Source organism: Pseudonocardia sp. DSM 110487, assembly GCF_019468565.1.
Classification (GTDB): Bacteria; Actinomycetota; Actinomycetes; order Mycobacteriales; family Pseudonocardiaceae; genus Pseudonocardia.
Genome location: NZ_CP080521.1, coordinates 6257723 through 6271191, shown reverse-complemented (window position 1 = coordinate 6271191; position 13469 = coordinate 6257723). Strand labels below are relative to the sequence as shown.

Genomic DNA, 13469 nt, shown 5'->3' with positions numbered 1-13469 from the left:
GGACGGCCGCCCACGCAACCCCAGGGTCCGGTAGTGCACCCAACCCAGCCACCCCGCACGGCGACGGGGTCGAGGTGAACCGGCGGGAACACGCGCGAGGCCCGGATCACGGGGCGGGCGCCGGGCGGCCCGGGCCGGGAACGGCGCGCCCACCGGCAGCCGCCCGACCCGACGGACCGACACGATCGCGCCACCCCGGCCGCTCGACCGGCCGCGGGCATGATCCGAACTACCGGTTGTCCACGGCTGCCCCCACAACCATGAGCACCCGAAACTCCGGATCATGCACGGGAAGATCGCGAGTAGCGGGTGCTCATGGCTGCCGGCACAGCCATGAGCAACCGGTACTGCGGATCATGGCCGCGGCCACCGCCGAACGGGACCGGCAACAGTGCCGAAACGCCCGTTGCGCGGTGGCAGTCCACGTTCCCGGGCCTCGACCAGCAAGATCACGAAGTCGAGCTCTAGTGCTAGGAGGGTCCTGAACGACTCAGGTCGTAGGGACGTCGTTGCCGCCCTCAACCGCGCGGGCGGCTATGGCGCGGGTCATGCCTCCGAGGCCGATGAAGCTTATGCTGCTCATGGACGGGTGCTCACTTTCGGTGGGTCGACTGCCCAACCATTGAGCCTCAGACCTGGCCGGACCCGCCGTCGACGACCAGGTTGGCGCCGGTGATGAAGCTGGCGTCCGCGGAGGCGAAGAACAGCGCGGCGGCCGCGATCTCCTCACTGGTCCCCAGCCGTCCTAGGGGGATGGCGGAAATGAGCTGCTCCCGGAATTCGGGCGCGACGGTGCTCATGGCCGCGGTCTCGATCGAGCCGGGGCTGATGACATTCACCCGGATACCGCGGCCCTTCAGTTCCCCAGCCCAGGTGCGCGCGAGTGAGCGCACGGCCTTCGTCGTCACTCCCCGTTCGTGCGCAGTTCCCAGGGCTGCATGCCGAGGACATGCGCAAGGCGCCGCTGCAACTCGACGCCGGACGGCAGCGGGCGCCAGAAAATGGTCACCTCGGCGATCTTGCCATCCGCGTCGAGCAGGACGGAAAATACTCCGTTGACCGCGGCGTCCTCGATTTGCAGCCGGAAGAATGCGGCGTGGTGGGCCTCGCCGCTGAGGACCTCCTCATAGGTGTCGTCGACCGACAGCCTGTTGACGGTCTGTATGGTCTCCACGACGACCTCGCGGCCGGTGATCGGCTCACTGCCGAGCGGGCTGTACAGCACCACGTTCTCGGCGAGCAAACGGCTGAGGGTTTCTTTGTCCGCGCCGCCGTGGATGCAGTCGACGAAGGATTCCAAGGTGTCGCGGTGCGCGGCGAACGTGGTCATGGTTGCTCCTCGTCGTACGTGAGACTTGGCCGGTACACCTGAGCTGTCAGCCGGCGGAGAAGTAGTGGCCGTTGTCCAGATCGGCGAGCAGGCCGGGCTGAGCGGGTTGCCAGCCGAGGGTCCGGCGGGTGACGAGGTTGGACGCCGGGTAGCTCTGCGTGACGATGTTCGCGAGGAACCCGAAGTGTCCCGGCACCATCAGCTCGTCCATGGGAATGCTCACGGCGGGCATGCCCAGGCGGCTGCCGATGGCCTCGGCGATCTCACGGAGCGGGATGCCCCCGTCCTCGACCGCGTGCCAATACTTGCCAGCCGGGCCCTTCTCCAGCGCCAGGCGGAACAAAGAGGCGGCATCGCGGACGTGCACGGCGTTCCACATGTTCGCGCCGTCTCCGGGGTAGCCGGCGAAGCCCTTCTCCTTCGCGAGCGCGATCAGCATGGGGAGGAAGCCGGCACGATCGGTCGTGCTGTGCGCGATGTTGGCAATCCGCACGACCGAAGACCGCACTCCCCGCTCGGCGAGGCCGATTACGGCGCGTTCCACGAGGTTACGAGCCCGCAGGGTGCCCTTGTGCTCGTCGCCGACGGGAAGGGCCGGGTCCTCCTCGGTCGACGGCCGGCCCAGGTTCCCCCAGTTCCCGGGCGAGCCGATGCTCCCGGCTGCGACCAGCGGCTTTCCGGTTCCCGCGAGTGCCTCGCCGTACGCGAGCATGATCGGGATCTCCGCGGCGGCCACGGCGTCGATCCCGCCGGAGGGAAGCAGGTCTTGCCTGTGCGCGACGTGGATGACGCCGTCGGAGTCGGCGGCTGCCTCCTTGAGTCCGTCGAGGTCCTGGAGGTCGCCGCGACGCACCTTCGCGCCATGCGCGGACAGCACCGCCGCGGCAGTGTCCGACCGGGCCAGGCCGGTGACCTCGTGCCCGGCGGCGATGAGCTCGGGGATGATGTACGAACCGGAATGGCCGGTCCCGCCAGTGACGAAAACGCGCACTACTGCTCCTTGTGAATGATGTGGCGCGAGAAGTGGCGGTGCGGGGCGCTCAGCCGGGAAGGTTGACGCCGAGGGAGAAGTTGAAGTTCCCTACGCCATGGCGGGCTAGGCTGATCATCAGCAGGCCGGCCCCTTCCATCCAGCGCGCCACCTCCAGGCCGCCGGCATCCAGCGGGCGCAGCCCGAGGCTCTTGATGAACGCCGACACGCTCGCCTTGGCCCGCGCGTCGTCGCCCGCGAAGAGCACGTCCAGCGGGCCGCCCTGGGCCAGGATGTGGCCGAAGACGGTGTTGAACGCCTTCACGACGTACGCGCTCGCCGGTACAGCCTTGGCGATCTCCTGCGCACCGGAAGTGCCGTCAGGGGTAACCAGCCCGGTGGCGTCGGCGTTGGAGGTGTTGGAGATGTCGATGACGACCTTGCCGGCCAGCGCGTCCCCGTACTGGGCGACGACCGGCACGGCGCTGGCGTACGGCACGGCGAGGATGACGAGGTCGCCGGCCGGGACGGTGCCGAATGTCCCGGCCGTGGCGCCGCCGCCGAGCGCGGCGGCCAGGTCCTTGGCCTTGGCCGCGTCGCGGCCGATGACCTCGACGGCGTTGCCGCCCTCGACCGCGCGGGCGCCTATGGCGCGGGTCATGCCCCCCAGGCCGATGATGCTGATGCTGCTCATGGAGTGCCTGCTTTCTGGAGTGGATAGGACGCGGTGGATAGGACGTCATTCCCACCCCGTCGTTGCCAACGGTGGTGGCGTCGACGCCGTCGAATGACGCGCCTGGACGGCGCTCAATTTCTGAGGCTGCCATCGGCCTGAGTGGGTGTCCAAGACTTCTTTCAGCCGTGGTGATACCCTCGAGGCATCACCAGGCCGGGAGGCGCCATGGATCTGGACCTGCGCAAACTGCGCTACTTCGTCGCCGTGGCCGACCGGTTGCACTTCGGCCGCGCCGCCGATGAGCTGCATATTGCGCAGCCGGCGCTCAGTCGCCAGATTCGCGCGCTGGAGCAGGATCTCGGCGCCTCCCTGTTCACCAGGGATCGCCACGGCGTAGCGCTGACCGAGGCGGGCCGACAACTGCTGGACGACGCCGGTCCGCTGCTCGCCTCCGCGCACGCGGTCCGGCGCCGGGTGTCCGCGGCCGCTCGCGGCAGCCGGCGGCTGGTGGTCGGCTTTCGGGCCGGCATCCCGGTCATCCCGGCGGCGCGGGCGTTCGAGGCCCGGCACCCGGACGTGGTCGTGGACGTGCAGCGGATCGAATCGGACGACCAGGCCCCGATGCTGCTGGACGGCCGCATCGACGTCGGCTATGTGCGGCTGCCCATCGACGAGGCCGGCCTGCGCCTGACTCCGCTGTACACCGAGCCGCGGGTGGCGGTGCTGCCCGCAGGCCACCGATTGGCCGGCAAGGAGCAGATCACCGAGGCCGACCTGGCCGGCGAGCCGCTGGTCTGGCATGGCGACACGAGCACGCAGCCCACCAGGCGCCCGCACCCCAACGCCGGATACCTGGTGCGCGGAGTGGACGAGACGCTCGAGCACGTCGCCGCCGGCCGGGGCATCTCGTTCCTGGCCCGTTCGGCGACCGTGTTCTACTCACATCCGGACATCAGCTTTGTGCCCATCCCGGATCTGGCGCCCGACCAGGTGTGCCTCGCGGTGGCGGCATCGCGCACCTCGCCGGTGGTCGACGACTTCTTCACCGCGGCTCAGGCGACGGCCGAGATCACGGCAGAATGTGGGAACTACGAAATGTGGCAGCTCGGGAAAGCGGTGCCGATTCATAGCACGGTTGAGCAGTTCGACTGACAACAGGAGCGCCAACAGACAGAGGGTGCATTGCCCGCTGCGGCGGGGCGTCGCGTGGTGGGCACGGCGCTATCCTCCTATTGCGACATGAGTCGCGTCTAGGAGGTCTGGTGCTCACCCGAATCGCGGTCGGTGAACCCGGCGCGGGCCCGTACGCCGTCGCCGTCGACGCGGCGGGCGTCGCGTGGATCACACTCGTCCACTCCGGTCAGGTCGCCCGCCTGCCGCCCGCCGGGCCGCCCGAGCTGCACGACCTCGGCAATCCGGACTCCCGGCCGTCGCTGCTCGCGCTCGGGCCGGACGGGGCCGCGTGGGTCACCCGTGGCGGCGACGACCGCATCGATCGCATCGACGGCACCCACCGCAGCTTTCCCGTGGGAGGCGGGCCGTACGGGATCGCGCTCGGGCCCGACGGAGGCGTGTGGTTCACCGCGATCGGGGCGGACGCCGTCGGCAGGCTCTCCCCGGACGGGGAGGTCGCGCTGATGCCGGTGCCGGGTGACAGCGGCATGCCCGCGATGATCACGGCCGGGCCGGACGGCGCGATGTGGTTCACCCTCAACCGGGGAGCCGCCCTCGGGCGGGTCGACACCGCCGGCGAGATCACCCTCCACCCGCTTCCGGACCCCGGGTGTGGGCCCGTCGGGATCGCCGCCGACAACGACGCGCTGTGGTTCGCCGAGATCGGCGCCGGGCGCGTCGGCCGCCTCGTCCCGGGGGAGGCCCCGCGGGAGTTCGACCTGCCCGACCGCGCGGCGCGCCCGCACGCCGTCGCGCCGGACGGCGCCGGTGGGTGCTGGGTCACGCTGTGGGCGGCGAGTGCCCTCGCCCATCTCGACGAACGGGGCACCGTCACCGCGCTGCACGACCTCGGCGAGGGGGAAGAGCCGCACGGACTGGCCGTGGCACCCGACGGCGCGGTGCTCGTCGCGCTCGAGAGCGGGCACCTGGTCACCCTGCGCTGAGCGCGGCCGCCGCCTCGACGAGGGCGGCGACGAGCGCCGCGGTCGCCGGAGGGTCGGGCGGGGCGCCGTAGGTGGCCGCGTGGATCCGGCGGGGCGGGACGCCGAGCCGGGTGGCGGTGATCGCCGGATTGCGGTGCGCGCGCAGGGCGAGCCCCGGGATCGTGGTGACCCCCACGCCGGCGGCGACCAGGCTCTGGATGACCACCATGTCGTCGGTGGTGTGGGCGAGGCGCGGGGAGAACCCGGCCTGTTCGCAGATCTCCACGAGGTGGTTGCGGCATCGCTCGCAGCCTGCGATCCAGGGACCGTCGCTGTGGTCGGCGAGGCTGGTCCCGCCGCCGGTCGTGAGCAGGAAGTGCGAGTCGTCGAGCAGGTGGGTCAGGCGGACGCCCGCGTCCTCGGGGGCCATGTCGTCGTACCGGAAGATCACGGCGACGTCGACGTGACCCGCGCGCAGCTGCCTCAGCCCGTCCTCGGGGTGCATGTCGGCCAGGCCGAGCTCGAGGCCGGGGTGCCGCCGGGCGAGCAGGGAGACTGCCCGCGGCACCAGCGAGCTCATCACGGAGCCGAAGCCGGCCAGCCGCACGCGCCCCGCGTGCAGGCCGGTGAGCGTGGACAGTTCCGCCGCGGCCGAGTCGACCCTGCCGATGATCTCGGCCGCGCGGTCCGCCAGCAGGAGGCCTGCCTCGGTGAGCCGGATCCCGCGTCCCACCCGTTGGAGCAGCGTGGCACCCGTCTGGGCTTCCAGCCGGGACACGTGGTGGCTGATCGACGGTTGGGTGTAGTGCAGCTCCTCGGCGGCCGCGGTGACCGATCCGTGCCGCCGGACGGCGTCGATGACGCGGAGCTGGACGAGGGTGACCATTCATAGAGAATATCAATGAGTTGTGGAAAGAATCGACATTAGATTAATCGGTCGTGCGGCGCGATGCTTTCTTCCATGACGACGACGTTCGCGATCGCGGCGCTGGTGCTGATCATGATGCCGGGCCCGGACCAGGCGCTGATCACCGGAAACTCGCTGCGCGGCGGTCGCACGGGTGGGTTGCTGACCATGCTCGGTGGCGCGCTGGGAGTGACGATGCACGGCGGGGCCGCCGCGCTCGGGCTCTCGGCGCTGCTGGTTGCCTCGGCCACGGCGTTCACCGCGCTGAAGATCGTCGGCGCGGGGTACCTGCTCTGGCTCGCCGTCCAGATGCTGCGGTCCGCCCGCCGCCCGGCGGAGGCAGACGAGGCGCTCGCGGTTCCGCAGCGATGGTCGGCCTACGTGCGGCAGGGGTTCCTGTCGAACGCGCTCAACCCGAAGGTGGCGCTGTTCTTCATCACGTTCCTGCCGCAGTTCCTCTCCACCGACGGCGGCTCGCCGCGGGCCGAGGCTCTGCTGCTGTCCGGGATCTTCGCGGCTCTCTTCGTGGCCTGGTTCGGCCTGTACGTCGCCGTCGTCGACCGGCTCGGCCGCTGGCTGCGGCGCCCGCTGGTGAAGGCGCGCATCCAGCAGTTCACCGGGCTGGTGCTGGCCACCGTCGCCGTCCGGCTGGTCACGGCGAGTCACTAGTACACTAGGTTCACAGGCGACCGGAGCGCAGGTCCGTGACGGCCAGGCGGGCGGCCTGGCCGATCACCGCGTCGGCCCGCGGGACGAGCTCCTCGGCGCGGGCGGCCCGGGTGAACACCGCAACCGCGACCGGGCGCTCGCCGTCGAACTGCACCACGCCGACCTCGTTGCGCACGGCGGCCAGGGTGCCGGTCTTGCCGGCGACGCGCACCCCGACCGGCGGGAAGCCCGAGCGCAGCCGGTGCTGCCACGCCTGCGCGCCGAGGAGCTCGCGGGCCAGCCGGCACTGCCGCGGCGAGGCCGCGCGGTCGGACCAGACGGCGGCGAGCAGCCGGGTCATCTCGCGCGGCGTGGTGGCGCTGGCGAGTACGGCGTCGTAGGCGCGGACGGCCGGTGCGGCGTCGTTGCTGGTCAGCGCCCGGAAGGCGGCGGCGGTGTCGCTGGCGGCGGTGTCCGCCACGAGGCTGTCGAGCACGTCCGCCGTGCCGCCGAGCACGCGCGTGCGCTCCAACCCGAGGTCGCTCAGCGTCTCGTTCACGTGCGCGAGGCCGACGCGCCGGAGGAGCACGTCGGCCGCCGCGTTGTCCGACACCGAGATCATCGAGCAGGCGAGGTCGCGCCACGACATCGTCACGGGGTCGCGCATGACGGACAGGCCGGTGGGGCCCGCCGTCCGCTCGGCGGGGTCGACGGTCACCCGCTCGCGGGGGTCGATCTCGCCGGCGTCGACGCGCCGGCAGAACGCGACGAGCAGCGGCAGCTTGTACACCGAGGCCATGACCACCGGCTCGTCCGGGTCGACCCCGACCTCGCGGGCAGGCCCGCCGATCGGCGCGGCGTGCAGCCTGCCGTGGACGCCCGCGTCGGCGAAGGTGCGCCTGATCTCCCGCTCCAGATGGGTCATGGCAGCGCGTCCAGCACTGCGTCGAGGACGGCGGGCCGGTGACCTCGCCACGCCACGCGCAGGCGCAGCGGAAGGGGCTCGCCCGCGACCTCGCGCCGGACGACGCCGGGCGCGTCGAGATCCGGGTCGGCGGTGATCGCGAACGCTCTGCCGGCAGCCACGAGCGCGAGGGCGGCGCGGTCGTCCGGCGCGTTCACCGGGGTGGTGACGAGACCGCGCTGCTCCAGGGTGTCGAGCAGCAGGTCGTGCGCGGCCGGCCCGTTGGAGCGTGGGGGAGTGGCGAGCGCGAGGCCGCGCAGCGACCGCATGACCACCGGGCCCGGTGTCGTCGCCGCCGGATGGCCTGCGGGGACGAGCAGCGCGGTGGCCATCCGGTGGACCGGTCCGCTCTGCAGCGAACCCAGCAGCGCGGGGTGCATGACGATGGCGAGGTCGAGCCGGCCCGCCGAGAGCGCGTCGAGGAGCTCGGTCGAGGGCGCGGTGACGATCTCCGGTGGGTCACTGCACGCGGTGACGAGCACGGCGAGCGTCCGGATCGGGAGCTGCGGTACGGCGCCGATCCGCACCGGTGCGGCACCGTGCGCGCCCGCCGCGCGGCGCAGGTCCTCCGCGTCCTCCAGCAAGGCGCGGGCCCGGGGGAGGAGATCGCGGCCAGCGGCGTTGAGCCGTGCTCCCCGCGAGCTGCGGTCGACGAGCACCACGCCGAGTGCCCGCTCCAGCCGCTGCAACCCCTGCGAGAGCGGAGGCTGGGCGATCCCGAGCCGGGCCGCCGCGTGCCCGAAGTGCTCCTCCTCGGCGATCGCGACGAAGAACTCCAGGTGCCGGAGGAGATCCACGGGCGGGACGGTAGCAGCGGCGATAGCCGATCCATATCGCGGTCGGCGTGTCGTCATATTTGCGCTATCGATGGGTCGTTGCTTGCCTGTCGCCCGTGATCGAGAGAAAGCTTCGTCGCCGCGCCGTGCTGGGTGCGGCACTGCTCCTGCCGCTCGCCGGGTGCGCGTCGCCGACCGTGCCCCCGCCCCCGCCCGCGCCGCCGGCCCCAGAGCCCGTTCGCACGGACCGGCTACCCGAGCTGGAACAGCGCTTCGACGCCCGCCTCGGCGTCTACGCGCTGGACACCGGCACCGGCCGGGAGCTCGCCTACCGCGCCGACGAGCGATTCGCGATGTGCTCGGTGTTCAAGGCGCTGGCCGCGGCCGCGGTGCTGCACCGCACCCCGCCCGAGTACCTCGACAGGCGCGTGCGCTACACCGAGGCCGACCTCATCGACCCCTCGCCGATCGCGGTGCGGCACGTCGCGGAGGGGATGACGATCCGCGAGCTGTGCGACGCCGCCGTCCGCTACAGCGACAACGCCGCCGGCAACCTGCTACTCGCCGACGTCGGGGGCCCGGCCGGCATCACCGCGTTCGCCCGCTCGCTCGGCGACGGTGTCACCAGGCTCGACCGCACCGAGCCGGAGCTGAACACCGCGGTACCCGGCGACGAGCGCGACACCACGACCCCGCGGGCGATCGCGGGGAGCTTCCGGACACTCGTGCTCGGCGACCACCTCGATCCCTCCGATCGCACGCTGTTCACCGAGTGGCTGGTCGGGAACACGACGGGCGACGAGCGCATCCGCGCCGGAATGCCCGCCGGTTGGCGGGTGGGTGACAAGACCGGGACGGGGAGCTACGGCACCGCGAACGACGTGGCGATCGTGTGGCCACCCGGCGCGGCCCCGATCGCGCTCGCGGTGCTGACGTCACGGGCGACCGAGGACGCGACCCGGGACAACGCCCTGCTCGCGCAAGCGGCGGCGGTGGTGGCGCAGGAGCTCGGGTGATCGCGGCTGTCCGGAATTGGGTAGTTTCGAACCGGTGCCCACCGCCCGCGAAACAAGGACAAGGCGCGCGGTGATCGGCATGCTGCTCGCGTCGCTGTTGGGCGCGCTCTCCGCCCTGACGGCGCTGGGCGCGATGGGGCGGGTGGTGCTCGTGTGGGAGCGGGTCGTGGGACGGCCCCAAGCCATCGTCGAGGAGATGCCCGGACCGGAGACCGGTCCCGTCTGCCCCCTCGACGCGCGCTACGTCGACGAGCAGCCCGAACGCCTGCCGCCGGACACGCTCGCCGCGTGGCAGCGGCTACGCGCCGCGGCGGGCGAGGACGGCGTGCAGCTGTGCCTGAACGACGGCAAGCGCAGCCGCGACCAGCAGGCGCGCCAGTTCGCCGAGGCCGTGGAGCGGTTCGGTGACGCGGAGCTGGCCAGCCGGTACGTGCTCCAACCCGACGAGTCGATGCACGTCGTCGGGATCGCGGTGGACGTCCAGCCGCTCGCGTCGGCGGCATGGGTCGAGCGCAACGGCTCCGCATTCGGGTGGTGCCGTCGCTACGAGAACGAGCCGTGGCACTTCGAGTACGACCCGGCCTACCTAACGTCCGGGTGCCCGGCGCTGTTGCCGAGCGCCACCGGTTCCTAGACGAGTCCTGCGTTCTGCGGCAGGGTCACTTCTGATCGTCCTTCTTGGGCGGGCCCCCGTGGTGCTCCTTCTCGGCGTTGGAGACCAGCCGGATCACAATGGCGCACACGACGATCACGCCCACCACGTCGAGCCAGAAGCCGGCCATGAGGACCACCACCAGACGGGCCACTGATCAGGGATACCGCCGCGGCCTCACAGTGCTCTCGCTCAGGGGGCGGACATGGTTACCCGCGCGCGCCACCAGCTCCAGGCGGCGACGCAGATCGCGAGCCATGCGCCCCCGACCAGCCACCCTGCGAGCACGTCGCTCAACCAGTGCACGCCGAGGTAGATGCGGGTGAGTCCGACCGCGCCGACCCACGCGGTGGCGGCGGCCACCATCCCGGCGCGGACGGCCGCGGTGCGACCCGGCCAGGCCAGCACGACGAGCGTGCCGATCACCACGACGGCCGTGGTGGCGTGCCCGGACGGCAGCGACTCGCTGACCGCGTGGACCAAGCGCCCGTCCGCAGGTGGGCGGGGGCGGTCCAGCAGCTCCTTGAGACCCCGGAAGGTGAGCTGCGCGCCGGCCATCGCGCCGATGACGAAGACGGCGTCGGCGCGCCGGTCGGTGAGCCACAGCCGGATGCCGGCCGCGATGGCGAGTACCGCCATCGCGGCCGTGCTGCCCAGGTGGGTGACGGCGACGGCCGCCGCGGTGAGCAGGTCGGTGCGGGACTCGACCGACTCGTCGAGCACAGCGGCGTCGAGCATGGCCGGGCCGACGCCGGTGAACGCGGCCCAGAGCCCGGCGATAGCCGCGAGCCCGAGGAGGACGGCGACGGCCACGCCGAGCCCGGGGCGCGGGCCCGGGAGCGGAATCGGTCCCCGCATCCCGGCGGGGTGATCGTCAGTTGGTCGAGCCATCGTCCTCGTGAATCAGATCAGGCGGGGCGCCCCCGCATCTCCCGGTAGCGGCGCACGAGCGCCGCGGTGGAGGCGTCGAGACCCGCCGTGTCGGCCTTGTCGGCGACCAGCACCGGAGCGAGCTGCTTGGCGAGCACCTTGCCGAGCTCGACACCCCACTGATCGAACGAGTCGATGCCCCAGATCGTGCCCTCGACGAATGTGACGTGCTCGTAGAAGGCGATGAGCTGGCCGAGCGTGGCCGGGGTCAGCTTCGGCGCGAGGATCGTGGATGACGGGCGGTTGCCCGGCATCACCTTGTGCGGCACCACGCCTGCGGGCGTGCCCTCGGCCGCGATCTCCTCGGCGGTCTTGCCGAATGCGAGCGCCTGGGTCTGGGCGAACAGGTTGGACATGAACAGGTCGTGCATGTCGCCGTCGCCCTCGACGTCGATCACGTGGTTCGGCTGGGCGAAGCCGATGAAGTCGGCCGGCACCAGCCGCCTGCCCTGGTGCAGCAGCTGGTAGAACGCGTGCTGACCGTTGGTGCCCGGCTCGCCCCAGAAGATCTCCCCGGTGACCGTGGTGACCGGGCTGCCGTCGCCGCGGACGGACTTGCCGTTGCTCTCCATCGTGAGCTGCTGCAGGTAGGCCGGCAGCCGGTGCAGGTACTGGCTGTAGGGGAGCACCGCGTGGGTCTCGGTGCCAAAGAAGTTGACGTACCAGACGTTGAGCAGGCCCTGGATCGCCGGCAGGTTCTCTTCCAGGGGCGCCTTGCGGAAGTGCGAGTCCATCGCGTACATGCCGGCGAGGAACTCGGCGAACTGCTCCTTGCCGATCGCGACCATGAGCGAGAGCCCGATCGCGGAGTCGACGGAGTAGCGGCCGCCGACCCAGTCCCAGAAGCCGAACATGTTGGCCTCGTCGATGCCGAACCCGCTGACCTCCTTCGCGTTCGTCGACACGGCCACGAAGTGCTTGGCCACGGCCGACTCGTCGCCGCCGAGCCCGTCGACGAGCCACTGCCTTGCGACCTTGGCGTTGGTGAGCGTCTCGAGCGTGGTGAACGTCTTGGACGAGACGACGAACAGGGTGGTGGCCGGGTCGAGGTCGCGGGTGGCCTCCGCGATGTCGGTGGGGTCGATGTTGGAGACGAACCGCATGGTGAACGAGCGGTCGGCGTAGGCGCGCAGCGCTTCGTAGGCCATCACGGGCCCGAGGTCCGAGCCGCCGATCCCGATGTTGACGACGGCGCGGATCCGCTCACCGGTGTGCCCGGTCCACGCCCCGGACCGCACGGCGTCGGTGAACTCGCCCATCCGGCCGAGCACCGCGTGCACGTCGGTGGGCACGTCCTGGCCGTCGACGGCGAGCGCGGTGGCCCGCGGGGCTCGGAGCGCGGTGTGCAGGACCGCGCGGTCCTCGCTGGTGTTGATGTGGGCACCCGCGAACATCGCCTCGGTGCGCTCGGGCAGCCCGGCGGCGCGGGCGAGCGCGGTGAGCAGCGGCAGCGTGTCGCGGGTGATGCGGTGCTTGGAGTAGTCGAGGACGAGGTCGGCCCCTGTTGCGGTCAGGGCGGTGGCGCGCTCGGGGTCGTCGGAGAAGAGCTCACGCAGGTGCCGGTCGGCGACGGCGGCGTGGTGCTCCGCGAGGGCCGTCCACTCGGGGGTGCTGGTGATGTCGGTCATGGGCACGGACGCAATAGTGCCGCGTCCTCAGGTCGTCGCACCGGTCGGGACGCGCGTGCTGTCACCCGTCCGTTCCCAGAGGGCGATGCCGCCCAGCAGCCCTGAGATGTTGGGCACGATCGTCCGGTTCGGGCCGATCGTGTCGGGGTCGAGCTTCTTGGCGTTGCCGCCGCCGATGTAGAGGTGGTCGGGCAGCACCATGGCCTCGAACGCGTCGAGCGCCTCGAGCACCCGCGCCCGCCAGGCCTCCTTGCCGATCTTGTGCCGCTCGTTGTCGCCGCAGGCGACCTCGATGGACGTGCCGCCGAACGTGCCGTGCGAGAGCTCCATGTGCGGCAACAGCATGCCGTCGAAGAAGACAGCGCACCCGATGCCGGTGCCGAGCGTGATCACCAGCTCCATGCCCCGGCCGGAGATCACCGCGCAGCCCTGGACGTCGGCGTCGTTGGCCACGCGGGTCGGCTTGGCGAACCGCTCCGCGAGCGCGGACTCCAACTCGAAGCCGGTCCACATCGCGACCAGCTCGGGGTCGGGCGGCAGCCCCGGCCCGCGCCGGGAGAACGCGGGCACCTCGCGAACCCGGCCGTTGCGGATGGCGCCGGGGAACCCGACGGAGATGCGGTCGTGCTCCGGCTGGGTCGCCACCAGCGCGCTCAGCTCGTCGAGCAGGACGGGAGGGGTGCACGGGTAGGGCGTCTCCCGGCGGACGCGCTCGTTGGCCATCTCGCCGTCGGGCGTCAGCACGATCGCCTTGAGCCCGGACCCGCCGATGTCGATCGCCAGCGTGCGCGGCCCGTCCATGTGTGCGTCTTCCTCGTGCTCCACGCCGGGGGACGGTAATCGGCCCGCGGTCGCCGCGCACCCCCCACGGGTCCT

At 71.7% G+C, this 13469-nt stretch carries 16 protein-coding genes; 5 read left to right on the top strand and 11 right to left on the bottom strand.

What is annotated here, in order from left to right:
- Positions 1 to 629: 629 nt before the first annotated feature.
- The 4 genes from K1T35_RS29230 to K1T35_RS29215 are packed head-to-tail and all read right to left on the bottom strand — an operon-like array spanning position 630 to position 2994.
- Positions 630 to 908: an SDR family oxidoreductase gene (locus K1T35_RS29230; protein WP_220255010.1), complete on the bottom strand. Its 279-nt coding sequence runs from the start codon at positions 906 to 908 to the stop codon at positions 630 to 632.
- Positions 905 to 1330 (bottom strand): hypothetical protein, encoded by a 426-nt coding sequence (locus tag K1T35_RS29225; protein WP_220255009.1) that lies wholly within the window; start codon positions 1328 to 1330, stop codon positions 905 to 907. The genes K1T35_RS29230 and K1T35_RS29225 overlap by 4 nt, the downstream gene beginning before the upstream one ends.
- Before the next feature lie 46 nt (positions 1331 to 1376).
- Entirely contained in the window at positions 1377 to 2321 is a 945-nt protein-coding gene (locus K1T35_RS29220; protein WP_220255008.1) for an SDR family oxidoreductase, read from the bottom strand.
- A 49-nt stretch (positions 2322 to 2370) separates the two neighbouring features.
- Positions 2371 to 2994, bottom strand: a complete 624-nt coding sequence (locus K1T35_RS29215; RefSeq protein WP_220255007.1) for an NADPH-dependent F420 reductase — start codon at positions 2992 to 2994, stop codon at positions 2371 to 2373.
- Positions 2995 to 3201: 207 nt separating this feature from the next.
- Here K1T35_RS29215 and K1T35_RS29210 point away from each other — a divergent pair, with 207 nt between their 5' ends.
- Positions 3202 to 4128 carry a LysR family transcriptional regulator gene (locus K1T35_RS29210; protein WP_220255006.1) on the top strand — a complete coding sequence of 309 codons (927 nt, stop codon included), beginning with the start codon at positions 3202 to 3204 and terminating at the stop codon, positions 4126 to 4128.
- A gap of 110 nt (positions 4129 to 4238) precedes the next feature.
- Positions 4239 to 5093, top strand: coding sequence for a virginiamycin B lyase (locus tag K1T35_RS29205; protein ID WP_255620866.1), 855 nt, complete (start codon positions 4239 to 4241; stop codon positions 5091 to 5093).
- On the opposite strand, the gene K1T35_RS29200 is transcribed toward K1T35_RS29205, so the two are convergent.
- On the bottom strand, positions 5080 to 5958 hold the full coding sequence (locus tag K1T35_RS29200; protein ID WP_220255005.1) for a LysR family transcriptional regulator: 879 nt from the start codon (positions 5956 to 5958) through the stop codon (positions 5080 to 5082). The genes K1T35_RS29205 and K1T35_RS29200 overlap by 14 nt on opposite strands.
- Before the next feature lie 75 nt (positions 5959 to 6033).
- Between K1T35_RS29200 and K1T35_RS29195 the strand changes: the two genes are divergently transcribed.
- On the top strand, positions 6034 to 6648 hold the full coding sequence (locus K1T35_RS29195; RefSeq protein ID WP_220255004.1) for a LysE family translocator: 615 nt from the start codon (positions 6034 to 6036) through the stop codon (positions 6646 to 6648).
- 10 nt (positions 6649 to 6658) lie between these two features.
- Here the strand turns inward: K1T35_RS29195 and K1T35_RS29190 are convergent, their stop codons facing one another.
- Positions 6659 to 7552, bottom strand: a complete 894-nt coding sequence (locus K1T35_RS29190; RefSeq protein WP_220255003.1) for a serine hydrolase — start codon at positions 7550 to 7552, stop codon at positions 6659 to 6661.
- Complete coding sequence (locus K1T35_RS29185) at positions 7549 to 8388, bottom strand: LysR family transcriptional regulator (protein WP_220255002.1); 840 nt, start codon at positions 8386 to 8388, stop codon at positions 7549 to 7551. Before K1T35_RS29185 ends, K1T35_RS29190 begins: the two co-directional genes overlap by 4 nt.
- Before the next feature lie 98 nt (positions 8389 to 8486).
- On the opposite strand from K1T35_RS29185, the gene bla reads away from it, so the two are divergent.
- Positions 8487 to 9383 (top strand): class A beta-lactamase, encoded by an 897-nt coding sequence (bla, locus tag K1T35_RS29180; RefSeq protein WP_220262928.1) that lies wholly within the window; start codon positions 8487 to 8489, stop codon positions 9381 to 9383.
- Positions 9384 to 9462: 79 nt separating this feature from the next.
- Positions 9463 to 10017 (top strand): D-alanyl-D-alanine carboxypeptidase family protein, encoded by a 555-nt coding sequence (locus K1T35_RS29175; RefSeq protein ID WP_220262927.1) that lies wholly within the window; start codon positions 9463 to 9465, stop codon positions 10015 to 10017.
- A gap of 25 nt (positions 10018 to 10042) precedes the next feature.
- Here K1T35_RS29175 and K1T35_RS29170 read toward each other — a convergent pair whose 3' ends face one another.
- The 4 genes from K1T35_RS29170 to K1T35_RS29155 are packed head-to-tail and all read right to left on the bottom strand — an operon-like array spanning position 10043 to position 13418.
- Positions 10043 to 10189, bottom strand: a complete 147-nt coding sequence (locus K1T35_RS29170; protein WP_220255001.1) for a hypothetical protein — start codon at positions 10187 to 10189, stop codon at positions 10043 to 10045.
- 38 nt (positions 10190 to 10227) lie between these two features.
- A complete protein-coding gene (locus K1T35_RS29165) occupies positions 10228 to 10893 on the bottom strand; it encodes a phosphatase PAP2 family protein (RefSeq protein WP_220255000.1) in 666 nt (221 codons plus the stop codon).
- Positions 10894 to 10943: 50 nt separating this feature from the next.
- The gene (gene pgi, locus K1T35_RS29160) at positions 10944 to 12593 is read right to left on the bottom strand and encodes a glucose-6-phosphate isomerase (protein ID WP_220254999.1); all 1650 of its coding nucleotides are present in this window, start codon (positions 12591 to 12593) and stop codon (positions 10944 to 10946) included.
- A 27-nt stretch (positions 12594 to 12620) separates the two neighbouring features.
- Positions 12621 to 13418, bottom strand: coding sequence for an ROK family protein (locus K1T35_RS29155; protein ID WP_220254998.1), 798 nt, complete (start codon positions 13416 to 13418; stop codon positions 12621 to 12623).
- Positions 13419 to 13469 lie beyond the last annotated feature (51 nt).